The sequence below is a fragment of the Lutibacter citreus genome (assembly GCF_003260195.1).
Taxonomy (GTDB): Bacteria; Bacteroidota; Bacteroidia; order Flavobacteriales; family Flavobacteriaceae; genus Lutibacter; species Lutibacter citreus.
Genome location: NZ_QEIH01000003.1, coordinates 584,620 through 607,673, shown reverse-complemented (window position 1 = coordinate 607,673; position 23,054 = coordinate 584,620). Strand labels below are relative to the sequence as shown.

25 protein-coding genes and 1 pseudogene are annotated in these 23,054 nt (G+C 28.1%); 7 read left to right on the top strand and 19 right to left on the bottom strand.

The window, feature by feature from the left end; all coding sequences use genetic code 11:
• Window positions 1–960, bottom strand: coding sequence for a Gfo/Idh/MocA family protein (locus DAD81_RS08685; protein ID WP_111707856.1), 960 nt, complete (start codon window positions 958–960; stop codon window positions 1–3).
• 84 nt (window positions 961–1,044) lie between these two features.
• Between DAD81_RS08685 and DAD81_RS08680 the strand changes: the two genes are divergently transcribed.
• Both DAD81_RS08680 and DAD81_RS08675 read left to right on the top strand, forming a co-directional pair.
• On the top strand, window positions 1,045–1,686 hold the full coding sequence (locus DAD81_RS08680; RefSeq protein ID WP_111707940.1) for a protein-L-isoaspartate(D-aspartate) O-methyltransferase: 642 nt from the start codon (window positions 1,045–1,047) through the stop codon (window positions 1,684–1,686).
• Window positions 1,687–2,024: 338 nt separating this feature from the next.
• Window positions 2,025–2,954 (top strand): formylglycine-generating enzyme family protein, encoded by a 930-nt coding sequence (locus DAD81_RS08675; RefSeq protein ID WP_111707855.1) that lies wholly within the window; start codon window positions 2,025–2,027, stop codon window positions 2,952–2,954.
• Window positions 2,955–3,040: 86 nt separating this feature from the next.
• Here the strand turns inward: DAD81_RS08675 and DAD81_RS08670 are convergent, their stop codons facing one another.
• The 17 genes and pseudogenes from DAD81_RS08670 to DAD81_RS21250 all read right to left on the bottom strand — a co-directional run.
• Window positions 3,041–3,469 carry a DUF2147 domain-containing protein gene (locus tag DAD81_RS08670; protein WP_111707854.1) on the bottom strand — a complete coding sequence of 143 codons (429 nt, stop codon included), beginning with the start codon at window positions 3,467–3,469 and terminating at the stop codon, window positions 3,041–3,043.
• A 12-nt stretch (window positions 3,470–3,481) separates the two neighbouring features.
• Window positions 3,482–4,000, bottom strand: coding sequence for a KdsC family phosphatase (locus DAD81_RS08665; protein WP_111707853.1), 519 nt, complete (start codon window positions 3,998–4,000; stop codon window positions 3,482–3,484).
• Window positions 3,984–4,745, bottom strand: coding sequence for a Rossmann-like and DUF2520 domain-containing protein (locus DAD81_RS08660; protein WP_111707852.1), 762 nt, complete (start codon window positions 4,743–4,745; stop codon window positions 3,984–3,986). Before DAD81_RS08660 ends, DAD81_RS08665 begins: the two co-directional genes overlap by 17 nt.
• A 69-nt stretch (window positions 4,746–4,814) precedes the next feature.
• Window positions 4,815–5,915 carry a DNA alkylation repair protein gene (locus DAD81_RS08655; RefSeq protein ID WP_111707851.1) on the bottom strand — a complete coding sequence of 367 codons (1,101 nt, stop codon included), beginning with the start codon at window positions 5,913–5,915 and terminating at the stop codon, window positions 4,815–4,817.
• A 32-nt stretch (window positions 5,916–5,947) separates the two neighbouring features.
• A complete protein-coding gene (locus DAD81_RS08650; protein WP_111707850.1) occupies window positions 5,948–6,331 on the bottom strand; it encodes a DUF3037 domain-containing protein in 384 nt (127 codons plus the stop codon).
• Window positions 6,321–7,100, bottom strand: coding sequence for a HipA family kinase (locus DAD81_RS08645; RefSeq protein WP_111707849.1), 780 nt, complete (start codon window positions 7,098–7,100; stop codon window positions 6,321–6,323). The genes DAD81_RS08650 and DAD81_RS08645 overlap by 11 nt, the downstream gene beginning before the upstream one ends.
• Before the next feature lie 74 nt (window positions 7,101–7,174).
• A complete protein-coding gene (locus DAD81_RS08640; protein ID WP_111707848.1) occupies window positions 7,175–7,666 on the bottom strand; it encodes a MepB family protein in 492 nt (163 codons plus the stop codon).
• A gap of 187 nt (window positions 7,667–7,853) precedes the next feature.
• Window positions 7,854–8,933 (bottom strand): glycoside hydrolase family 53 protein, encoded by a 1,080-nt coding sequence (locus tag DAD81_RS08635; protein WP_111707847.1) that lies wholly within the window; start codon window positions 8,931–8,933, stop codon window positions 7,854–7,856.
• 15 nt (window positions 8,934–8,948) lie between these two features.
• A complete protein-coding gene (locus tag DAD81_RS20815; RefSeq protein ID WP_179950040.1) occupies window positions 8,949–9,530 on the bottom strand; it encodes a hypothetical protein in 582 nt (193 codons plus the stop codon).
• 81 nt (window positions 9,531–9,611) lie between these two features.
• Window positions 9,612–10,451 (bottom strand): mechanosensitive ion channel family protein, encoded by an 840-nt coding sequence (locus tag DAD81_RS08625; RefSeq protein ID WP_111707846.1) that lies wholly within the window; start codon window positions 10,449–10,451, stop codon window positions 9,612–9,614.
• Between the two features lie 317 nt (window positions 10,452–10,768).
• Complete coding sequence (locus tag DAD81_RS08620; protein WP_111707845.1) at window positions 10,769–11,797, bottom strand: putative manganese transporter; 1,029 nt, start codon at window positions 11,795–11,797, stop codon at window positions 10,769–10,771.
• A gap of 49 nt (window positions 11,798–11,846) precedes the next feature.
• Window positions 11,847–12,785, bottom strand: coding sequence for a radical SAM protein (locus DAD81_RS08615; protein ID WP_111707844.1), 939 nt, complete (start codon window positions 12,783–12,785; stop codon window positions 11,847–11,849).
• A gap of 10 nt (window positions 12,786–12,795) precedes the next feature.
• Complete coding sequence (locus tag DAD81_RS08610; protein WP_111707843.1) at window positions 12,796–13,641, bottom strand: damage-control phosphatase ARMT1 family protein; 846 nt, start codon at window positions 13,639–13,641, stop codon at window positions 12,796–12,798.
• Window positions 13,638–14,021, bottom strand: coding sequence for a VOC family protein (locus tag DAD81_RS08605; protein ID WP_111707842.1), 384 nt, complete (start codon window positions 14,019–14,021; stop codon window positions 13,638–13,640). The genes DAD81_RS08610 and DAD81_RS08605 overlap by 4 nt, the downstream gene beginning before the upstream one ends.
• A gap of 20 nt (window positions 14,022–14,041) precedes the next feature.
• A complete protein-coding gene (locus tag DAD81_RS08600) occupies window positions 14,042–14,626 on the bottom strand; it encodes a uracil-DNA glycosylase (protein ID WP_111707841.1) in 585 nt (194 codons plus the stop codon).
• A 201-nt stretch (window positions 14,627–14,827) separates the two neighbouring features.
• Window positions 14,828–15,064, bottom strand: a complete 237-nt coding sequence (locus DAD81_RS08595; protein WP_111707840.1) for a hypothetical protein — start codon at window positions 15,062–15,064, stop codon at window positions 14,828–14,830.
• Window positions 15,065–15,476: 412 nt separating this feature from the next.
• Window positions 15,477–15,600: pseudogene (locus tag DAD81_RS21250) on the bottom strand (IS1595 family transposase); the annotation flags it as partial.
• Window positions 15,601–16,089: 489 nt separating this feature from the next.
• Between DAD81_RS21250 and DAD81_RS21245 the strand changes: the two are divergent.
• From DAD81_RS21245 to DAD81_RS08570, 5 genes are all read left to right on the top strand, one after another.
• Window positions 16,090–16,176, top strand: coding sequence for a hypothetical protein (locus DAD81_RS21245; RefSeq protein ID WP_394340160.1), 87 nt, complete (start codon window positions 16,090–16,092; stop codon window positions 16,174–16,176).
• 34 nt (window positions 16,177–16,210) lie between these two features.
• On the top strand, window positions 16,211–17,443 hold the full coding sequence (locus tag DAD81_RS08585) for a glycoside hydrolase family 27 protein (protein WP_111707838.1): 1,233 nt from the start codon (window positions 16,211–16,213) through the stop codon (window positions 17,441–17,443).
• Window positions 17,444–17,615: 172 nt separating this feature from the next.
• Window positions 17,616–19,223: a DUF5060 domain-containing protein gene (locus tag DAD81_RS08580; RefSeq protein ID WP_111707837.1), complete on the top strand. Its 1,608-nt coding sequence runs from the start codon at window positions 17,616–17,618 to the stop codon at window positions 19,221–19,223.
• Complete coding sequence (locus DAD81_RS08575; protein ID WP_111707836.1) at window positions 19,223–20,584, top strand: family 43 glycosylhydrolase; 1,362 nt, start codon at window positions 19,223–19,225, stop codon at window positions 20,582–20,584. The genes DAD81_RS08580 and DAD81_RS08575 overlap by 1 nt, the downstream gene beginning before the upstream one ends.
• A gap of 152 nt (window positions 20,585–20,736) precedes the next feature.
• On the top strand, window positions 20,737–21,558 hold the full coding sequence (locus DAD81_RS08570; protein ID WP_111707835.1) for an SHOCT domain-containing protein: 822 nt from the start codon (window positions 20,737–20,739) through the stop codon (window positions 21,556–21,558).
• 81 nt (window positions 21,559–21,639) lie between these two features.
• On the opposite strand, the gene DAD81_RS08565 is transcribed toward DAD81_RS08570, so the two are convergent.
• A complete protein-coding gene (locus tag DAD81_RS08565) occupies window positions 21,640–22,806 on the bottom strand; it encodes a helix-turn-helix domain-containing protein (protein WP_111707834.1) in 1,167 nt (388 codons plus the stop codon).
• Window positions 22,807–23,054 lie beyond the last annotated feature (248 nt).

Below are 23,054 nucleotides of genomic sequence, written 5' to 3'. Positions count from 1 at the left end.
TTAAAAGTCGTTAATAATCATATGAGCAACTTTTAAAGCTTCAGTTCCTTGTTTTAAACTAACAACTGGTGTTGTATTATTTACAATAGCATCAGCAAAAGTTTCTAATTCATCTAAAATAGCATTATTAGCTTCAACATTAGGGTTTTCAAAATAAATTTGTTTTTTTACACCTTCAGCATTTTGAAGAATCATATCAAAATCTCCTGCAATTTTTGGTGCATCTTGCATTCTTACTACTTCAGTTGCTTTTTCGAAAAAATCTACAGCTATATATGCATCTTTTTGGAAAAATCTTGATTTACGCATGTTTTTTAATGAAATTCTACTTGCTGTTAAATTAGCAACGCAACCATTTTCAAATTCTATACGAGCATTTGCTATATCTGGAGTATCACTAATTACTGAAACTCCACTTGCATGAACGCTTTTTACCTTAGATTTTACAACACTTAATATAATATCTATATCATGAATCATTAAATCTAAAACTACAGGCACATCTGTTCCTCGTGGGTTAAATTCTGCGAGTCTATGTGTTTCAATAAACATAGGATTATTAATTGAATCTTTTACAGCTGCAAAGGCAGGGTTAAAACGTTCTACATGACCAACTTGACCTTTTACATTGTGTTTTTGTGAAAGCTCAATAATCTCTTCAGCTTCTTCAATTGTTTTTGTAATTGGTTTTTCAATAAAAATATGTTTTCCTTTTTTTATTGCTTCTTTGGCACAATCAAAATGAGAAAGAGTAGGAGTAACAATATCAATTACTTCAACTGCATCAATTAATTCTTCTATTGTATCAAAGGATTTATACCCAAATTCTTCTTCAACTTTTTTTGCATTTTCTTTTATAGGGTCGTAAAAACCAACTAATTCGTATTTTTTTGATTCATTTAATAGTCTTAAATGTATTTTTCCTAAGTGTCCTGCACCTAATACTCCCGCTTTAAGCATTGTTTTTTGTTTAAAATTGTGTTAACAAAAATAGCAATCTTTATGCATTTATTCCTATTTTTAGCAACTCAAATTTTTATTTTAGTGAAGGATACCAATAAACATAAAGGACTTAGAAATCAATTAGTAAAAGTATTAATTGATAAAGGAATAAAAGACAAAGAAGTACTAAAGGCTATTTCAAATATTCCACGTCATCTTTTTATAGATTCTAGTTTTGAAGATTTTGCGTATCAAGACAAAGCATTTCCAATAGCAGCAGACCAAACTATTTCGCAACCATATACTGTGGCATTTCAAACTGAATTGTTAGAAGTGAAAAAAGGAAGTAAAGTCTTAGAAATAGGTACCGGATCAGGTTATCAAACAGCAGTTTTACTTGAAATGGGAGCTAAAGTATATACCATTGAACGCCAGAAAGAATTGTTTAAAAAAACAAAACTTTTTTTCCCGAAAATAAACTACAAACCGAAAAAAATTATTTTTGGAGATGGTTATAAAGGATTGCCTGAAGATGCTCCATTTGATAGTATTATTGTTACTGCCGGTGCGCCTTTTGTACCAAAACCGTTATTAAGTCAATTAAAAATAGGAGGAAGGTTGGTAATTCCTGTAGGTGATGCTGTGCAAACAATGACTCTTTTTGTAAGAACAGGAGAAAAAGATTTCGAAAAATTAGAATTAGGCGATTTTAGGTTTGTACCTATGTTAAAGGAAAAAAATTAAATTGTATATCGGTAATTAGTAATAATATAGCATAAGGTCATGCTTAACTTGTTTCGTTACTATCTGATTTACAGCTATTTATTTAATTTAAGACTGAAACAAGTTCAGGGTGACAAAGCTATTATGTAAAATTGCGGACAATAAATAAAATTAATTTTACTGTATTCCAGTACTATAAAATGAAACTCTAAAGAAATTAAGGTACTGGAACTACTATATGACAAAAAAAGAACAATCAAATCTTCTAAAAAAAGTTCAACTAATTCTTAACTTTCTTTTAAAATAACTTAGCTTATTTAAGTTTGTTTTACAATCTTTGTAGCTTAAAATTTATTTATATGAAATTATATAGTACACTACTTATTTTTGTTTGCGTTTTGGTTATTTCGTGCAAAGAGGCAAAGAAAATTGATGAAACAAAAATTAATAAAGAAAAGGAATCAGTTGAATTATCAAATAATACGCCTAAAATTTCTTCAAATGAAGTAGATACAAGTAATATGGTTCATTTTGATGGAGGTACAATTAAAATAGGCTCAGAAACAGGAGGAGTAAATGAAAAGCCAGTTTTTGAAATGGAAATAGCACCTTTCTATTTAGATAAAAACTTAGTAACAGTTGCTGAATTTAGAGAGTTTGTACTGGAAGCTAATTATGTAACCGAAGCAGATAAATTTGGAGATTCTGGAGTGTATTCATTTGAACAAGGAAATTGGAGTTTAATGCCAGGAGCTAATTGGGAATATCCATTAGGAAGAGATAAGCCAAAAGCTATAGATAATCACCCTGTTACACATGTTAGTTGGAATGATGCAAAAGCGTATGCCGGTTGGAAAGGAAAAAGATTACCAACAGAATTTGAATGGGAGTTTGCAGCAAAAAACGGAGAAAATTCAATTAATAAATATGCTTGGGGGAATGAACCTGTTATTAATGGAAAGTATATGGCAAATGTTTGGCAAGGTGATAATATTCAGGATAGTGAAGCTAAAGATGGTTTTTTATTAACGTCTCCTGTAGGTACTTTTGGAGCTTCAAAATCTGGTTTGTATGATATGGGAGGAAATGTTTGGCAATGGTGTGAGAATTATCATAAACCTTACCCTTTTAATGATAAATTGGCGCCTCAAGATCCAAATGTAAGATCTACAAGAGGAGGATCGTTTATGTTTGATGAAGCACTTGAAAATAGTTATACAACAACATTTAGAGCTCAAAACTCTAAGGATACTTCATTATTTAATATGGGATTTAGATGTGCTAAATAGCATCATATTATTTAAAATAGAACATAAAAAAAGCTTGCAATTTGCAAGCTTTTTTTATGTTCTATTTTAAAATGTGAGATAACTTTTTAATTTTTTAACCAATATTGAGTTCTTCCAATTAAAGCAAAACCAACATAGCCTCTTACTTTTAATTTATTATTTTCAACAAGAGTGATGTAACATTTATATTCTTTACCCGTTTTTGGATCTAATATTTTTGCACCATTCCATTCATCCCCATCTTTAGTTAAACCATTAATAATAGTCATACCTTTAATAGGTTTATTTTTGTTTTTTCCTTTGCAATTTTCACAAAGTTTGTCTTCTTTCCCTTTTTCAAGTAATTGCTTAACTTTTGCGTAAACTTTCCCGTCTTGTTCGTAAACTTCTACTATAGATTTTGGATTTCCGGTTTCATCATCGATAGTTTTCCATTCACCAAAAATAGATTGTGCATTACTTGATAAAGTAATTAAAAAAATAAATGCTGTACTTAATACTAATCGTTTTATCATAATTTTATTGTTTTACGCATTAAAGTTATCTCCCCATTTTCCTTGAACTTTTAAAACTTGCTCAATTACATCTCTAACACAACCTAAACCGCCTTTTTTCTGAGATATATAATTAGATATACCTTGAATTTCAGGAACAGCATCTTTTGGACAAGTAGCCAAAGCAACTAATTTCATAACGGGAAAATCTGGGAGATCATCACCCATATATAAAATTTCTTCGGGCTTTATATTATTTTTACTAATATAATCATTAAATAATTCTATTTTGGCATGAGCGCCTAAATAAATATTTTTTATACCTAAACCTTCTAACCTTTTACGCACACCTTCATTATTTCCTCCTGATATTATACAAACATTGTAACCAGCTATTAATGCTGCTTTCATAGCGAAACCATCTTTTGTATTCATTAATCGTGTTAATTCGCCTGTTGATGATATATGAATCATTCCATTGGTTAATACCCCATCTACATCAAACATAAAAGTGGTTATTTGTGGCATTATTTCTTTATAACTTTTCTCCATAAGTTTTCAAAATTGATTTTGTAAGTGTTGAATAAATATTTTGTTGATCCTCATTTAAAGAGGCTATATGTTTTTTAATTGTTTTTGAGTCATTTCTTATTGCTGGTCCAGTTTGAGCATCAAATGCCGATAAATTTTTAATTTTATTTGCTGTTTCTTCAATTAACGGATGTAATATTTCAAAAGGAATGTTGTTTGTATCGCAAATTTCATTTCCTATAAAATACATATGGTTTACAAAATTATTAACAAAAACAGCTGCTACATGAAGTGTTTTTCGTTGTTCAGAATTAATTTTATAACATTTGGTTGAAATTGAAGATGCTAATTTACCTAACAATAGTAAATCACTTTTGGTAGTTGCTTCAATACAAATTGGAATATTAGAAAACTCAATTTCTTTATCTTTTGAAAATGATTGTAAAGGATAAAATACACCTTTTTTTGAATTAGATTTTAATTCGTTTATATGTGCTGCGCCAGAAGTATGAACTATTAACTTATCATTTAAATTCAACTTTGAAGACAACTCTGAAATTGCATTATCTGAAACAGAAATTATATAAATATCGGCTTCTTTTAATTCATTTAAATTATTTGTAATTAGTGTTTTATGTTCTAAGTAGTGAATTTTAGAGATGCTTCTATTATAAACTTGAACCAGATCTACGGAGTTATTATTTAACAATTTTTCAGTTAAATGAAATGCTAAATTTCCTGCACCAAGTATAACTACTTTAATCATAGAGCGAAGATACTAGAATAAGTTGAAAAAGTTATTGTTTGTTAAAACAATACTTATTAATCATTTTTACTAAATTAAGGTAAAACTTCTTTTATCTAGTTCTACTCCATTTAAAATTATTGAAACCTGATGTTCTCCAACATGAAATTTTCTTGTGGTAATTATTTTAAAAGACTGTTTTTTTTTAATTAAGGTTTTAGAGTTTTTAGGGTATTCTTTTTCACTAATTTTAAAGACTTTCCTAGATAAAGATCCATTTGCTTTTTGGTAATACAGTCCGTATTCTAAACGTAATTTAGAAGTACAAGAAGCAGTGTTTAAAAGGTTAAAAGAAAACTCTACATATTCTCCTATTTTTACTGAAGGCGTAAGGATTTTAAAACTTTCAATCTTTAAATTTTCTATAGAGCTAAATCCAAATAACTGCATTATTTCTAAGTTTCCTTGTTTAAGTAAAGTTCTACTTGCGTGTTTTAAAACCCAATCAGTTTCACTAGTTTTTCCTAGCCATTTTTTTACTAAATCAATTATAATTTGTGGATTGTCTTTAGAAATATCGTTTAAGTTATTGGCAACACTAAGTCTTACAGTTTTTGTATTATCATTTTTTAAGTTTTCTAGAATAGGAAAAATAGGTTTTGGGTTTTCTTTTAAAGAAGGTAAGGCCATAGCCCAAGGTAATCTTGGTCTGCAACCTTCAGAAGCCAAACGTCTGACAGCACTTTTATTATGTTTAGACCATTGCAGCATTTGTTTTAAAAGTTCATTTTCATACTTAATTATAAAAGGTCTAATTGCAAATTCACAAGTTATAAACTGAGTAATTTCTTCAATTGCTTTTATTGAAGTAGGGTAATCATCAAGTCCATAAACTTCAATAAAATCAGGAATAATTATATATTCAAGACCACCATTAATTCCATTTCTTTTTAGATGGTTAATTGTTTCGGTTAAAACATTTACATTTTTATTAAAATCATTATACAAATGTTGTTTTAAAACAATTGTTATATGCCGCATTCGTTGTTTTAACTCTTTTTCATTCCAATTTTTATCTAAAATTTGATTTATAAAAGATTCTTTATTAAAATGGGGAACAACTGATTTTAGGGCGTTAGAAAACTCTTCAAAAAAATTATTATTGTATATATTTTTTAATAATTCAGCCATTAATAATTAGAAGTTTTAGTTTAATTGGAATGTTATAAAACATATTTTTCAAAAATATCTTTTAGTTCTTTTTCAGGATTATTACTTAATCCAGGATGTGTTTTTGAGCTTTGTATAATAGTACTTCTGCAAGCTGTTAACCATCTAAATCTATCGGATAATTCTAATTTACCTATAGCACCTCCAGAGTTGTTACCATCACAAACTAATTTCCAAGCATTTAAATAATCATTCATTAAGTTTAGTTCTATTTCAGGTGCAAAAGCTTTTAATTTCATTTCATTAATTAGATATTTTATTCCAAGAAATTTTTTTCTTTTAGAAAATAAAATCACTCCAACATTAAAGAATTCTTCTCGCTCTACTTTTGGTACAATTCTTATAATTGCATATTCAAATGTATATTTATCTTGCATCGTCAGCTTCTTTAACTAATAAATCAATCATAAAGATTTTTGTATTTAAAAATTTAATATACGCATCTCTCATTTCTTTTGGGGTAAAATCATCAGATTCACTTTCTAACCAGTCTTCAGGTATTTTTGAAATAATTTCATCAATTTTTTCCTTAGTAATTAACTGTTTAATTTTTTCTGCAGCTTTTGTTAATTTAGTTGCTTTTTGTAAGAGAACATGGTCTTTAATTAGCGGAAAAGTTCTTGTTAAATGACTCTCCCAATTTTTCCAGTTATGATGAAAATAAAAACTAGCACCGTTATCTATAACCCAAAGCTCATTATTCCAATTTAGCAAATTTGTGTTTTTTGCAGTACGGTCTATATTACTAATTAAGCTATCTAAAATAACAACTTTTGAAGCTGTTAAAGCATCAACATCTGAAACTAAAGGATCATATGTTATGGCACTTGATAAAAAATGTAATCCAAGGTTTAAACCAACACTAAATTTTAGGAGATCTTGTATTTCTTCATCTGGTTCAGTTTTACTAAATGAATCATCAAGATTCATAAACACTAATTCAGGTACTTTTAAACCAATTGCTCTGGCAAGTTCACCTCCAATAAATTCAGCGATAAGTGCTTTTTTTCCTTGGCCAGCACCTCTAAATTTTAACACATAAAGAAAACCATCGTCAGCTTTTACTATTGCAGGTAGTGAACCTCCTTCACGCAAAGGGTGTATATATTGAACAACTTCTACTGTTCTAATATCAATTTTATTCATAACCACTAAAATAGTAAAAATGTAATTTAATAGTGTTTATGTTTTCAATTGTTTTTAAAAATGAATAAATTAAACTATATATTATATAATAGATTTACTTTATTAAAATCAATAGAATTATTAATTTCATAAAAATAATTTAATTGCCATTTTTGGGTTTTTATAGCTTGTTTACTTTTTGTAATATCCCAAATAGGATATACTCTAAATCCTCTTTTTCCTTCTTTAGAATCTGTTGAAATTATCCCTTTTTTAATTAAAACAGATTTAGGGAAAACAAATTGTCCTAAGCGATTTTCTAAACGTAGATTTACAATGTAAAAATCAAATTTATCATTTACATTATAAGGTTCAATTGGGCTTTTTTCATTTCGTTTCCAAAACGTAACAAATTGACCTACTTTTTTAGGTGTAATTTTGGCATTTCTGCTTATAATAATTTGATTATTTAATTTAAAATTGCAAGCATTATAATCTTTACTTTCAATTTCTAATTTAAAGTCTGAAATTTTAAAGAAACATTTATCGTAAACTTCTATTTTGATTTGGTTTAGGGTGCTATTCATTTATATTATACATTTATTTTTTTACAATAATTTAATGCCAGAAAATCCATCACTAATATACGCAAATAATTGATTTCTATAAATAATAAAACGAATCCTTGCATAAGTAGATTTGTCTTTTTTGCATCTTTAAATTTCAATGTAATTTATTGAAAGAACTATATTTATTAAAACGAAGTAATAGTTTTTATTCAATTACAAATTCTTTCAGGGCTGGTAAGGCCGTATTATTAAAGTCAAATAAAGCTTGATTTTCCCATGGAGAAGCGTTGATAGATTCATTTCCTTTCCAGGAAATTAGTTCAGCACCCCAATAACAAAAGCCTAATCCATTTTCTAGATCTTTAGTAATTGTTTTTATTTGGCGAATGAATTTTTTCTGCCCTTCTTTTGTTGCTGGGTAATCAGGTAATATCAATTGATCTTCTGAACCAACAATATTATTTGTCCAATCATTCCATTGAAGCGTAAATGGGTAAGCTGTTTCTGCAATTACTATTTTTTTATGGTAAGTATTACTTAATAGTTTCATTTTTTCTTTAAGGTTAATTAAAGATTTTCCGTGCCATAACGGATAAAATGATAGTCCAATAATATCATAATCTAAACCACTTACTTTATTAAAAAACCAATCAGAATTTTCAATCCCTGCAAAATGTAAAATTATTTTAGAAGTGTTTGAATTTTTTCTTACAGCTGCAATTGCAACTTTCATTAACTCATTAAATTGCTGAAAATTAGTTGAAATATTTCCATAAGGATGCAGTAGTCCATTATTTATTTCATTACCAATTTGAATATAATCCGGACCTAATTCTTTCACAACTTTTTCAGTATAGTGGTTCACACTATCTTTTAGTTCAGTGAAATTTAAGCCTTGCCATTTTTTCGGAATTTCTTGTTTAGCAGGATCTGCCCAAGTATCAGAATAGTGTAGACTTATCCACGTTTTAAACCCTTTAGTTTTTAAGGTTTTAGAGAACTCTTTAACTTCATTAAATCCAGAATGTTCATTATTGGGATTTACCCAAAGTCTTAACCTAACAGTATTTATTCCGTTTTGTTTAAGAATGCTTAAAAAATCATTAGGATTTCCTTCTAAATTAAAAAATGTAGGATTTGATTTAAGTATTTCAGGATAACTTGAAATATCTACAGATGTTATAAATGTTGAACTATTGTTTTCGAGATCAACTATGTTTGTATCATTTTTGTTACAAGAAATAAAAGTAAAAAGAAGAACTATAATTTGAAATAATTTTATCATTATAAATTTACAACATTACTTTATTTCTATTTTTTTCACTACTGATTTTATTGGAATAGCGGTAATTTTTTCATCTATTTTTAAAAATAGTATTTCGCTAGTTTTACCAATCATTATACCTTTGGTTATTTCTCCATCTATAAATTTCACTTCAATCAAATTTTGTTTTTCAATTTGTTTTTTAGCTATTTTACCGTATAAATCAGAAGATAAATAAAGATACCCTAGAAGTAAAAAAGAATATGATATAAACCTATAGGTTTCAAACCAATCTTTCTTATCCCATCCCAAATTTAATCTTGAATAAGATTCGGGTTTCTTCTTTTTCCAGTAAATATCTAAACGAATGATTGATAGACAAATAAAAATAGATACGACTGAAAAAGTTAATACTTTAAAGTCTGAAAAAGGAGTGATTAAAAAGTCAAAAACATCAGCATAATTAAAAATATTTATTCCAAAATGGTGGTACTTTTGGTATGCAAAAAGCATCCCAATTGCAACAGTTGTTATATAACCAATTGATATTATTGTTTGTAATTCTCCAATAATTGATTCATAAGAATTTTTTATTAATCCTTCTTCGGTTTTTTTCATATTACAAGTTAAGTATTTGTAAAATTAAACTTATTTAAAATTAAAACCATCAAATTTAAATGAGTATAGTTATTAAAACAGTTATTCTTTTAAATTGGGTTTTATATGTACATCCATTTGAGGAAAAGGAATAGTAATATTTTTTTCTAAAAATTTCTTGTTTATTATTCTACGAATATCACTTTTCATTCTGTCTGAACCAAAGATTGTACTGCTATAAAAAAGAACTTGAAAATCTAATGATGAGTTTCCAAAATTAACAAGTCTAGCTTCTATTGCTTTGTTATTATCAACTTCTGGATGCTCTTTAGCGCTTTCTTCTAAAGTTTTAATTACCATTTCTACTTCACTTCCATAAGAAACACCAACATCAATTCTAAAACGGTTTAAATTTGTTTGATGACTCCAATTAATTACCTTATTTGTTGTAATTAAAGAGTTGGGAATAATAATTGAAATATCATCTGTATTTAATCCTTTAGAAGTTCTTAAACCAATTTCCTGAATTTTTACAATATCTCCATCAATTTCTAAAACATCAGCAATTCTAATTGATCTTTCAGACAGTAAAATAACCCCAGAAATAACATCGTTAAATGTTTGCTGTAATCCAAGGCCAACACCAACTAATAAGGCCGCTGAACCTGCAATTAATATGGTTACCTTAATACCAATAGATTCTAAAATAAAACCAATTGCAATTACCCAAACTATGTACTTTATTATTTGGTATAAAGAATAAGTATTTCCTTGGTTAAAGACCTCTAAGCCCTTATTTCTAAATAAAGATTTCTTAACTAACCATAAAATAACTTTTGTTATAATTACAATTAGTAGTGCCAAAAATAAAGCACTAACTTTTAAACTATATTCCCCAATACTTAATATTTCAAATTCTAAAAATTTAGTTAACAATTCCATATAGTTTGTTTTAAAATCAATTTTTATTTATCCGTTTTTAAGATTCACATATATAATTATGGTATAAATATGCTGTAATTTTTAAAGTATCACATATGATATTTGTAAATATAAGTAAATAGGATATAAATATAAGTTAGGAGTTGTACAATTTAAATGTCAAATTAATTCATTAAATTTTTACTGAATGCTCACTATATATTATAAGGTTGAAGAATCTAAAGCATATTTTCCTTGAGGTATACTAGAAATGAATATAGAAAAAAAATTGAAGAGTTAATTATTTATAAAAGAGTAAGTAAACACTAACTTTAAAATTAAAAACCTAATAAAAAAGTTGATAATCCTACAATAAAAGCATAAATTATATTTACAATTTTTACGGCTAAAAAAGTTCTTCTAGATTCTGCAAGCATAGGTAACATTCCGTGTCCATCTTGTGATATTGAACTTGCCAATAAAATACTAAAAGGAATACTTCCTTGAGCAAAAAGTGTTACAAATATTAGATGAGGCCCCGATTCTGGAATGACACCGATTAAAACAGCAACAAGTAATACAACAAACATATTAGTAGATAACCATGCTTCAATATTAATATAATTCATTAAAAAATGCATCAACAAAAGGGTTCCAAATACCCATAAAAAAATACGTGGAAGATGCTTTTTAACAATATGTGCCCATATATGTTTCTTAACAAAATGATTTGGAACAGTTATTACTATAAATAAGGAAAAAAGAAAAGCCAATAAAACTGATGCTTTCATCCAAATCTCTAAATCTCCAGCCAACATTCCGGTAGATACACCTGCAATAAGAACTAGAATAATAACTCCTATAGTGAGTCGGTGAAAGGTAGGATGAAATAAATTGAACCAAATTTTATCTTTTTCAAAGCATTTACATTCAGGTTCGTTATGTAGAGGGAATTTGTGAGATGAAATTTTATTAAGTGCTTTTGTTGGTTGGTAAAGTTTGTCTGTAATATAACCTGCTAATATTCCAACTACAAGAATAATTATGGTTAATAATATTGCTTTTTTAGGAAACATTGCAAACATAACAAAAGCTTCATCTCCACTTGTTGCAATCATTGTTGTAACCAATGCTCCAAAAGAAACCAACCTGTGAGAAAACATTGCAACCATTGTAAATGCTCCAAGACAACCAGGAATTGCGCCCAAAAGACCTGCAATTAAATATTGACTCCATTTGTTTTTAGTAAGGTTTTTTTGCCACAGCCCTTTTGATTGTACATTTATATATTCAATAACCAACATCATGACAAAAACAAACCCAGTTATCATAACAGAATGTAACAGTATTTTATATATTACTTCCATAAAATTATTTAATATGAATCTTAATTATATATCTAATTTTAAAGTCAATTTATTTATGTTTTAATTCATAAAATACTCCTCTTTCAAGGTTAACAGTTTTAATTTTACTTTTAGCTTCCAATCCAGCTAAGTACTTATTTATTTCGTTAATATGTATGCCTAAAAAAGTATGTAAATCATCTAGGGTACAAGGACGTCTTGCAATTGTTTCCAAAATTGCTGTTTCAATATTGCCATTATACGATTCAATATTTGATCGTTTATCAGGAGAAGCTATTATTTCAGCATTTGGCAACTTCCAAAAATCAATAATTGCGTGCAATTCTATTTTAGTTAAAGGAATTAAATCTTGTCTTGTTCCTGGACGATCTAAGGTGTTTAATTGTATACTATCTGGTTTAATTTTAAGAATTGCTTCCTTCAATAAAATAAGTTCCTTTTTAGAATCATTATAACCTTTTAAAAATAATATTTCAAGCCAAATTTCACCTTTGTATTCTTTTCTTAAATCTACCAATCCTTGAATATGTGAGTCAATATTTAGTTTTTTACTAGGCCTGTTAATTTTTCTAAACACATCCGTACTAGCAGCATCTAATGATGGCAGAATAACATTGGCATCCATCAATTCCATTCTTAAGTTTTTATCATAAAGCAATGTTCCGTTTGTTAAAATAGCAGTTTTAATTTTCGGGTATTTTTCTTTGATAAATTTTAAGACATCTCCAATTCTACTATTTAAAGTGGGTTCTCCAGATCCTGAAAAAGTGAAATAATCAATTTTAGGATTGTTGCTCATGAATTTTTCTAACTCAGCAATTACACTGTCATATTTTACATATTCTAACCTTTCAGTTGTAAGATTAGTAGTTTTTCCTACTTCGCAATAAACACAATTTAATGAGCAAACTTTTTTCGGTATTAAATCAATTCCCAATGACATACCCAATCTACGCGATGGTACTGGACCAAAAAGATGTTTATACATAACTAATATTTTAACTTTTATGTTCTTTAAGAATAATAGAACCCTCTGCTACCTCAAGATGATTCGAGATAATTGGGCATTTTGCTTTTAACAAGAAAAAAACTTGTCTGTTACAATCAGATAATCCTTCAAAATTTCCTTGCCCTTTGCTTATTACAAGATCAGATTTGTTGAAAATTTTAAGAAATTCAGGAGTACTTTGATCAAGAATAACGCCAGGAGATTTACATCCGGAGTCAATTAATTCAGCAACTTCGTCCAATCCGGAAGCAATAGCATCTTCCCAGGTTACATCATTTATAATGGGAATTGAACGGACTGCATATTTCACGGATTTTCTTAATTCTTTGATTAGTATTTTATCAAAAACTGATTCTCCAACATTATCACCAATATAAAGGATACTTTCAGTTTTTTCTAATTGGCTTTTAAAAATGCTGTAATCCAAAACAGCAAATTCCTGTTTCAAAATACTTTTCACATCCTTTACTATATCAAATGATTTTTTGACTCCGAGATCAATAACATTTCCAGCAATAGCTATTCTTATGGCAGTTAGTAGTTTGTCCTTAGAGTTTGCTACTATTTTTTCCAATTCGGGATAAATGTCTTTTGTTTCCTTAATATGTCGTTGCTTAATGCTTTTATAAGGGTCTTGATTTCCAGTAACATTACTGACAATACTATAAATTATTTTTCCTATTTCAGGTGCTGTAGATTGCATAGAAACGGTTTTTATCATTTCCCCTGTTTTATCCAGAATTTGTTTTATTTGTTTTTCGTCAGAAGTAGCCATTCGTCCTGCACGTAACGCTTGTTCCATAAAACACGGAATACAATCAAGATGTAATTTCATGAGTTTACTTTTTTTAATTCAAAAATATTTTCTGCTTTATCCTTTATAAAAAGAATATCGGGCTTGTTATTTCGCTGTATTCTTGTTATAGGATATCCTGCCTGCTCACCTTTTTTAGCTATTTTTTCTCGGTCTACCATCTCTAAACAAATGTGGGCAAACCCAAGTGTTGTGCTTTCGGGATAAACAAATAATTCAAGAACCAGATTGTTGTTTTTATAGAGGTAAACTTCTGGCTGTTTTTCAATATTGAAATTTTTTTTTGCCAGATCAAGATTAAGATCAAACTGATATTCAAGATGAAATCCAAAAATATTTTGATAAAAATCAATCAGTTCTTTTTTATTCTGAATGTTTAATGCGATATGATTTAATTTCATTTCGGTTTTTTTGTACTTTTTTACAACAATGATTTAAGTTTTATATACTTTTCTCTTGTTGCAGGTTCAAAAGTTGTGTTATATAATAGAGCCGATGGATGTGTAATCGGAAATATTTTCATTCCATCCAATAACAATAATTTGCCATTTATATTTTTGAAACTCATTTCTGGGCTTGAGGCATCAGCATGATATTTTGTTATAATTGAATGCATTGCATAATAACCTAAGGGTACAATGATCTGAGGTTGAATAATTGAAATTTCATCATCCAAAAAAGGACTGCATGATTCAATTTCTTCCATTGTGGGTTTACGATTCTTTGGTAATATGCATTTTACTAAATTTGTTAGATATACCGATTTCCTATCAATTCCGGCTGTTTGTAGCAGCCTGTCAAAGACCTTACCAGAAGGGCCAATAAACATTTTATTGCCCAAATCTTCTTTTGCTCCTGGAGATAATGCTACAAATAGAACTTTGGCATCAATGTTTCCTTCACCAGTAAGTGCATGTTTTCGGGTAACTGATAAATTGCATTTTTCACAAGTCCTAATCTGGTAATTAAGAAAGTCAAGTGATTCTTGTTTTTCAATTAGGTTCATTTTATGATTGGTTTCAAAGATATTTTCAGCTTTTTTCTTTATGCAAATAAGATGTCAGCCCTATTAATTCGTTTAATTCTTACAATTTTATATTTCCTTTCTCGCATTTAGTCGTAATACATTTATCATCTTCAACTTGAAAAGTGGTATGAGAAGGGAAAACAATAATTAACCATTAGAATAGAAGGATGTGAAATTTTGTTAATCTTTAGAACGTTTATCGTTCAATAATTCTTCTCTAATCATTGTATGTCCGCACTTAGGACATTTAATTGTTGTGCACTTAATTCCTTGTTGATGTTGAACTTTAGCGCCACATTTAGCACAAATACAATATCCGTTAACAGAATATCCACCACCTTTATTTCTTCCTTTTCCACCACCATTTCCAAGTCCTTTACCTTTGCCAGTTCCACTGTTTTTATTTAATTTTTCCATTTTAAAAGTTTTAAAGTAACTGTTTAATTGAAAGGCATTTATTTATAAAAAGTAGGTCTTTTTTAATATTCTTTTGAAGGAATTCATAAAATATGAACTCAAAACCTAACTGTTTTTGACTTATTAGTTATGTAATGTCTTTCTGTTTTTAATTTGTAACTGTTTGAAATAGAATAATTAATGTGTTACAAATTCTTCTTATTTATATATCTTATTTCAGTTTTATTTATTTGAATATAGTCTGATATTTTATGAAGTAAATTATCAGTTTTTGAACTATTTTTTATCTTTTTTAACATAAGCCAAATTGGTTCATAGCGATTATGACCTAGTTCTTTTTGAAGTTGAAGTGCTGATATTTTTTCATTAATAATATTTATATAAGCAATGGTTGACAACCAATATTTTAATGGTAAATTACTGTGTTCAATTATAGTCCCATTTTTTAATGATGTTCTATAATTGCATTCTTTACATTCAAAACTCTTCTTATCTTTTTTCCAATAGTGCTCAATGTTTCCACACTTTTTACAAATAACACCTTGTGCTTCTCTAATACATTTTAATATATGAGCGCAAGTAGATTCATCTGGAAAAGATTTATAAAATTCTGATAATTTCATACTATAAAGGTATTAAATTTAGGTGTAATAGCGGATAATTTTTAAGACTAAATAAATCAATAGCCTTTTCGTGGTATTTTTTAATTTTAAATATGAAAGTTGAAGGGGCGTTTTATAGAATGATAAATATTAAGATTCTGATAATGAATATTATAATGTGTTTTTAGGTTGAAGTGAATAAGGGTGTGTGAATTTTTTGTTAATGTATTAATTGTTAAATGTAAAGTTTATTTAAATGCTTAAAAGTAGTTTTATAGTTGATTATTAAGTAATATTGAACTTGTAAAATGAATTTAATAAGTAGCATTAAAATTGTTTATTTAATACCTTGTTTTTTAAAATATTAAATTTAATTTTAGTAGAGGATTGTATTAAAAATCAAGAAACCCAAAGTGGTACACAATGAATACTACTTTTGTACCTTATTACGCTTGGAGTGATAGAGCTAAAAGTGAAATGACTGTTTGGTTAACAGTTGTTTGTGAATAAGGTTAATAAATGAAAATTAAATTTTAAGTATATAATGAAGAAATTATTGAATAAAGAAATCGTTCTAATTGTATTGTTTTTAGTATTTACTAATATTGGATTTTCGCAAGAAAGTAGATCTATTGCTCCAACACCTCCAATGGGTTGGAATAGTTGGAATACTTTTGGAAAGAAAAAAGTAAATGAGCAAAATATGCGAGAGGCAATGGATGCAATGGTTTTATCCGGCCTTCGCGATGCTGGTTACAATTATTTTGTAATTGATGGAGGATGGAGAGATGCAAAACTTGATAATTCAGGACGTTTATTGGCACACCCAACGAAATTTCCAAATGGAATGAAAGCTTTAGCAGATTATGCACATTCAAAAGGATTAAAATTTGGATTGCATACAGTTCCAGGAACTCATGATTGTGGTGGTGATCCAGTTGGAGGAATGCATAATGAAGAAATTCAAATTAAACAGTTTGCAGATTGGGGAGTTGACTTTATAAAATTAGATCGTTGTAAATTTTGTGGCGAATGTAAAAAAGGAGAAGGTTGGACTGAAGAGAGCATTGAAAAAACATATAAAAAATGGGCTAATTTATTGGCTAAATCTAGAAGAAAAATATTGTTAAGTATAAGTGCTTATGAATTTAGAAACTGGAATCCAGAAGTATGCAGTATGTCGAGAACTACTGGAGACATAGCCTCTTTAAATGGTAAAGAAACCGCTGTTTTTATTGAAACAAAAGACAAAAATCCTCATTTTTTTACGGTTATGGAATGTGCTGAATTGAATAATAAATCAGCAAAATATGCCGGAAACGGCTATTGGAATGATCCCGATATGTTGGTTACTGGAGATATTGGTTTAACTCCAATTGAAGAAATTTCACATTTTGCTTTATGGAATATTATGAGTGCTCCACTAATGTTAGGGAATGACCCAAGAAAGATGAAAAAATCAGAACTTGATTTATTGTTAAACAAAGAAATGATAGCTGTAAATCAGGATAATTTGGAACAAGGTTATATTGTAAAAGAAGAAAATGGTTGTCAGATTTGGAGAAAAACAATGAGTGATGGTTCTCTTGTTTTTTTATTGTTGAATTTAAACGAAGAACAAACATCAATTAAGTTAAATTTTTCAGAATTTAAATTAGATAGGAAAATGAAGTTTAGAAATTTGGTAGAACATAAAAATGAAGGAAGTTTCAAAAGAAAATATTCAAAAAAATTATTACCTCATGAATGCGTTTTTCTTAGAACAATTTTAAAATAATTCAATTTATCGGTTATGTATAATTTGCAAGGGGTTGTCTTGTAATACAAATTCTCAAGTTAAAGCTGTTAAAAAACGAAATATGAATTAGTGTAACAATAATGCAAATAAAAAATAAATAAACACGTCAGGAATTTATAAAATACTTAATTACTCTATCAAATTATAAAGAATGAAAAACAGCTTAACTCAACTAGCAATAATTTTAGCTTATATTTTAATATCAAATACTTCATTTTCTCAATCAAAAAAGGAGTCTTATAAAAACAAAACATTTAAACTGGAAAAGTATGAAGTACTTGATATTTCATTTAATTCAAAAAAACAAATTATAAGCCCTTTTGAGGTAGATTTTGGAGCAAAATTCATAAAACCAGATGGTTCAGAATTAACAGTTCAAGGATTTTACAATGATAGTAGAGAATGGATTTTACGTTTTTCAGCGAACGAAATAGGAGATTGGAATTATACTACTTTTTCATCAGTAAAAATACTTAATAATAAAAAAGGAAAAATTACAGTTTCAAAAGCAAAACCGGGTAAACATGGAGCAGTTGTAATTAATAAAAATGATCCGAAGAAATTTGCTTATGAAGATGGTAGCACCTATTTTTTACAAGCTTTTGAAATTGATTGGTTATTTGCTTTAGATTATGACAACCCTAATGCAGCTCCAAAAACAGAGCATTTGTTAAACCTGATATCTAAAAATGGATTTAATCAGGTGGTAACAACTCTTTATTCTTATGATGTTAGATGGGAAAAAGATGATAGATTAAAATTACATCCTGAACACGAATTTGGTTCAAGAGACGATATTTTTCCATTTTTAGGTAGTAATAGTAAACCAGATCATTCTTCATTAAATGTAACTTTTTTTAAACGTTTTGATAGAATTGTAAGTTTAATGCACGATAAAAATATTGTTGCTAATTTGATGATATACGTATGGAATAAAAAAGTAAAATGGCCTAAGCCTGGTTCACTTGAAGATGATCGTTTTTTCGATTATGTAATGAAACGTTATCAAGCTTTTCCAAATGTTGTTTGGAATATTTCAAAAGAAGCATTTAGACAAACAATTCCTTATATGAGTGAGCGTATTGAGAGAGCTAAAAAGTTGGATGCTTATAATCGTTTGGTAACCATTCATGATTTTAGAAAAGCAGATGAAGTACCGATAGATTTTATTTCTTATCAAGGTGGTTGGAGTACACTTTACACAAAAATGATTGAAGAATATAAAAAATATGATAAACCTGTTGTAAATATTGAAAATGCTGGTTATTCAGAATCTAGTTATATGGTATTTCCATGTGATTTTATAATTGCTGAAGAATGTTTAAAACGAAATTATCAATGTTATTTTGCTGGGGTTTACACAAATTATTATTGGCAAGCATTAGCTTGGAATGTAATGGTTTACAATCCATATGAGCAAGAGGATGATTTTTTAAAACCTAAGTTTGAATATTATAAGTATTTAAAAGAATTTTTCGATAAATACGATTATCAGAAATTTAAACCAGTTTGGGATGAAAGACGCATTGGCCATTGTTTAAAAAGTGATGATGGTATTTACTTGTATTATATGGCTAAAGAAAATTATCAACTTTCAATATATAGCAATAAAGGAATTGGATTAAAACAAGGTACTTATCAATGGTTTAATACCCACACAGGAGAATATTCAAAAGAAATTAAATACGAAGGAAAGCACATTTTAAATCCTTTTCACCGTTCTGTTGATGCAATTTTGATTAGAAATACGAATAAATAATGAAAACAGTAAAGATTTTAATAGTACTTCTAACTGCTTTATTACTTAGCTGTAAAGAAAATACTTTAAAAAAGGAAAGTAAACACACAGCAATACTAAACCTTAATGTATTTCCTGAAAAAGGTTTGGTAGATGCTCATTCTATAATAAAAGATGGTAGATTGTATGTTTTTTGTGGACACGATGAATCTTGGGATACAGAAGATACTTGGAGAATGAATCGTTGGGAAATTTGGTCTACAGATAATTTAATAAATTGGAAAAAAGAAAATGAAATTTTACCTACTGACACTTATATTGGAGATAAGCCAAATTGTTGGGCAGGTGACATAATTGAAAGAGATGGAAAATACTATTGGTATTTTTCAAACAAAAATAAAGATACTGGTGTAATGGTAGCCGATTCTCCAAAAGGACCTTTTGTAGATGCACTTGGAAAACCACTTTTACCTGAAGGTATTATTGGGAAATTACATCCGTATGATCCTGAAATTTATGAAGAGAATGGGGTTTATACAATTTTCTTTGGAGCAGGATATTATTTTGCCGCAACATTAAACAACAATATGATTTCTTTAGCTGAAAAGCCTAAATCTATTATTGTACTTGATGAAAATGGAAAAGATATGTGGACAGCAGATAAGCCTTGTATTTTTAAACGTAATGATATTTACTATTTAATTTGGGAAAAGAAATATGCAATGTCAAAGAATTTAAGAGGTCCATATACATTTAAAGGAGCCTCTTTAAAAGAAGGGCATTGTAATGTGTTTGAATGGGAAGGACAATATTATGCACTGCTAGAAAACAAGGATATTAGTTTATTTTATAGAGGAATATCTATAAAACCCTTATATTTTAATGAAGATGGAACTTTAAATATTCCAAGAGATGATACTTCTTATCCCGCAAACGGAAGAAAATGGGATTTTGATATTTCAGAAATGGGATGGCATTCGGTTGAAGGCTCTAATCTGATATGGAACAAAAATAAAAGCATTAAAGGTGAAATCTTAGGAAATACAACTATTGAAAGTAGTAGATGGTTATTAACAGATTTAAAAAAGCATGACACACTTGTGTTACGTTTAAAAAATAAAAGTGCAGCTACAAAAGCTATGGTTTCTTTAGCTTCTTACACTTCTAAAGGTGCATTTTGGAAAAACAATAAACCTTTAAATTGGGAAAAGGCAGTTAATATTGAAATTGAAATAACTGCTAATGATATTAATTTTAAAGAATACCTGATTAATCTAGAGGAATATCCAGAATTGGAAGTTCAATTAGAGCGTTTGAGAATAACTCCAGCCTTGGGAGTTAAAGAGGGGAGTTGGGAAATAGATAAAATAAGTATTGAATAATTATGTGATTAAAATTTTTAATAAAAATGCTAATAGTAAGATTAACATAAACTTATCAACAAAAAAAGTTTATTGGATAGTACTAAAGACTATCTTTGACCGAAAATTGTGATACTAACATTTTTTTAAACTAACTAAGAAAAGAACATATTATGAATGCAATATTCACAGATTCTAGTTTTCAGAACATGACTAATATAGCCAATCGTTATGGAATTAGTGTAAATGCTGTTACAGATTTAACAAATGCCCTTATGAGAAGTAACGGTACTATGGCTCAATTTAACATTCCTGAATTAGGAGGAGGAGGACAATGGATGCAAGGTGGGATGACTATGGTTGGAGACATGTTTAATAATCAGCTTAAATCTACAGTAGATGGACTTTGTGTAGAATTATCAAATTTAATAAATCAAGGAGGTATACAATACAAACCTTTACCTAAACAACAAAACCAAGGAGGTTTTCAGTCGGGTTCTGGCGGTAATTGGTGGGGTGATTTAGGTTTTCCGAATTCTACTGGGAGTCAAAATAATACTAGTTATGCTATTTTCTCAAATATTAGACGTTTAGCAATACAGCAAAATGGCAAAGTGACAGTATTTGATACGCTTGACAATCAAATAGGAGGAGTTGGGCAACAACAAGGTGGTAATTACTCTGTATCTTTTACTAGTCAATATGGCACGGTAGATTTAAGTACTTTACCTATTGTTTCTGGAGGAGAGGATATTCCGAAACCTCAACAGCAAGCAAATAATAATAATAATAATAATAATAATAATAATAATATTGTTGAAGATCAATTTTCACCAGTAGCTGAAGAAATAGCACAATTTAATTTAAATAATACAAGTGATTATGAAGAAGATATTTTTGCTAAAATAGAAAAGTTAGCAGCCTTAAAAGCTAAGGATATACTAACAAAAGAGGAGTTTGAAAATAAAAAAGCAGATTTGTTGAGTAGATTATAAAATTATATTCTTTAATTTCATCAAACTAATTTTTAAAATCATCTACAATTAAAAAATGTCTTTTTTTAGTTGTAGATTTTTTTATTCAATAATTTCAAGTTCAACTAAAGTGCAACTGGTTTCTGTTCTTCCAATTCCTTCAACTTTAAATAAAGCATTAAAGTATGAATCGGTAGAAGGAAGATTTTTATAAAATTCTTTTAAAAATTCAAGTTTTGTAAAATTATGTATTGTAGCCATAGTACCAATATCGTTGTTTGAAACAAAATACAATGCCTTGTGATCGTTATCTAAAGGCATATAAGAAACCATTGCGTATTCATCTCTAATACCTACTTTAAAACTAGCCGAATATTGTTTTGTTTCTCCATTTTTATAGAAGTTAAAACTGTTATAATTGGCTTTAAAAGATTTACTATTCTTAAGGAATATTTCTTTTGAAACACTCATTGTTTTATATTGCCCTATATATATAATATTACCTCTTTTTGTTTCTTCATATCTAAATTCACTTTCAGGTAAAGGATTAAAATCTTGATTATGACTATAAAACCATTTAGTTAAATCAATTAAAGAATATGGTATTGATTTTGTAAAAAATGTATAATCGGCTAGTTGTAAAGAATCAATTGCATGCTTTTTTCCATATTCTAAAAAATCTGAAGAACTATTTATTTCTTTAATAATCTTAAGATTTCCAGAAGTACCATTATCTTTATTTAAAACTACTTGGTCGGCTAAAATACAGGTGTTCTCTGTATTTGTTTTCATAAAAGCATCCCAACAGTAAAGTGTTTTATTGAAAAATAAATAGTAACTAGCTATAATTGAGATTAACAATAAACCAGTTATAATTAGTAAAGTTTTCTTTTTTGTATTTGTGAATTTATTTAATTCAATTTTGCTTTCATTAATATTTTCATTAGCAATAAATTTAAGGTCATAACTACCTTTTTCAAGGGTGAAAATAATTGCATCATTTTTACCTATTTTAGAATAATATGATTTTAATTTTTTCCGAAGATTATACATATAAACTCTAACGATACCATCATTCTTATCTTCATTATAATTTCGTTCAAATAATTCTATACCAATAGTTTGTTCCTTTAGGTTATTTCCAACAAGAGCTTGTTCAACTAAATAGGTTAAAAAGTGGGTATATCTTGGCGATTTTTTAAATACATCATAAGAACAAATTTTTTGAAGTAAAGTTCTAACTGTATCCGAATCTATTTTGTTTTCCATAAAGGGTTAAAATTACAAAATATCTTTTGTTTTTTGAATCAAATTTTAATCATTTCACTGTGAAATTCACAGTTACGTCACAGTTTAAACCCTTTTTTTACTGAAGCTTAAAGATATACTTCCTTAAATTTACATCTCTAGTAGTTTAATTAATATTTGAAGTTATATAAAAAAGAATTATAAAATATTATGAATAAAAAAAACTTAACTTTTTCAATTTTATTATATACAATTGCATTTTTGGTAAT

Bases quoted from the DNA above. Each gene is read 5' to 3' on its own strand.
- DAD81_RS08600 (WP_111707841.1), bottom strand. From the start codon at position 14,626: ATGAACCTAATTGAAAAACAAGAATCACTTGACTTTCTTAATTACCAG.
- DAD81_RS08650 (WP_111707850.1), bottom strand. From the start codon at position 6,331: ATGCAAGATAAATATACATTTGAATATGCAATTATAAGAATTGTACCA.
- DAD81_RS08640 (WP_111707848.1), bottom strand. From the start codon at position 7,666: ATGAATAGCACCCTAAACCAAATCAAAATAGAAGTTTACGATAAATGT.
- DAD81_RS20815 (WP_179950040.1), bottom strand. From the start codon at position 9,530: ATGAAAAAAACCGAAGAAGGATTAATAAAAAATTCTTATGAATCAATT.
- DAD81_RS21245 (WP_394340160.1), top strand. From the start codon at position 16,090: ATGAATACTACTTTTGTACCTTATTACGCTTGGAGTGATAGAGCTAAA.
- DAD81_RS08635 (WP_111707847.1), bottom strand. From the start codon at position 8,933: ATGATAAAATTATTTCAAATTATAGTTCTTCTTTTTACTTTTATTTCT.
- DAD81_RS08655 (WP_111707851.1), bottom strand. From the start codon at position 5,915: ATGGCTGAATTATTAAAAAATATATACAATAATAATTTTTTTGAAGAG.
- DAD81_RS08625 (WP_111707846.1), bottom strand. From the start codon at position 10,451: ATGGAATTGTTAACTAAATTTTTAGAATTTGAAATATTAAGTATTGGG.
- DAD81_RS08620 (WP_111707845.1), bottom strand. From the start codon at position 11,797: ATGGAAGTAATATATAAAATACTGTTACATTCTGTTATGATAACTGGG.
- DAD81_RS08575 (WP_111707836.1), top strand. From the start codon at position 19,223: ATGAAAACAGTAAAGATTTTAATAGTACTTCTAACTGCTTTATTACTT.
- DAD81_RS08675 (WP_111707855.1), top strand. From the start codon at position 2,025: ATGAAATTATATAGTACACTACTTATTTTTGTTTGCGTTTTGGTTATT.
- DAD81_RS08645 (WP_111707849.1), bottom strand. From the start codon at position 7,100: ATGAATAAAATTGATATTAGAACAGTAGAAGTTGTTCAATATATACAC.
- DAD81_RS08615 (WP_111707844.1), bottom strand. From the start codon at position 12,785: ATGTATAAACATCTTTTTGGTCCAGTACCATCGCGTAGATTGGGTATG.
- DAD81_RS08665 (WP_111707853.1), bottom strand. From the start codon at position 4,000: ATGGAGAAAAGTTATAAAGAAATAATGCCACAAATAACCACTTTTATG.
- DAD81_RS08595 (WP_111707840.1), bottom strand. From the start codon at position 15,064: ATGGAAAAATTAAATAAAAACAGTGGAACTGGCAAAGGTAAAGGACTT.
- DAD81_RS08585 (WP_111707838.1), top strand. From the start codon at position 16,211: ATGAAGAAATTATTGAATAAAGAAATCGTTCTAATTGTATTGTTTTTA.
- DAD81_RS08685 (WP_111707856.1), bottom strand. From the start codon at position 960: ATGCTTAAAGCGGGAGTATTAGGTGCAGGACACTTAGGAAAAATACAT.
- DAD81_RS08580 (WP_111707837.1), top strand. From the start codon at position 17,616: ATGAAAAACAGCTTAACTCAACTAGCAATAATTTTAGCTTATATTTTA.
- DAD81_RS08670 (WP_111707854.1), bottom strand. From the start codon at position 3,469: ATGATAAAACGATTAGTATTAAGTACAGCATTTATTTTTTTAATTACT.
- DAD81_RS08605 (WP_111707842.1), bottom strand. From the start codon at position 14,021: ATGAAATTAAATCATATCGCATTAAACATTCAGAATAAAAAAGAACTG.
- DAD81_RS08610 (WP_111707843.1), bottom strand. From the start codon at position 13,641: ATGAAATTACATCTTGATTGTATTCCGTGTTTTATGGAACAAGCGTTA.
- DAD81_RS08570 (WP_111707835.1), top strand. From the start codon at position 20,737: ATGAATGCAATATTCACAGATTCTAGTTTTCAGAACATGACTAATATA.
- DAD81_RS08565 (WP_111707834.1), bottom strand. From the start codon at position 22,806: ATGGAAAACAAAATAGATTCGGATACAGTTAGAACTTTACTTCAAAAA.
- DAD81_RS08660 (WP_111707852.1), bottom strand. From the start codon at position 4,745: ATGATTAAAGTAGTTATACTTGGTGCAGGAAATTTAGCATTTCATTTA.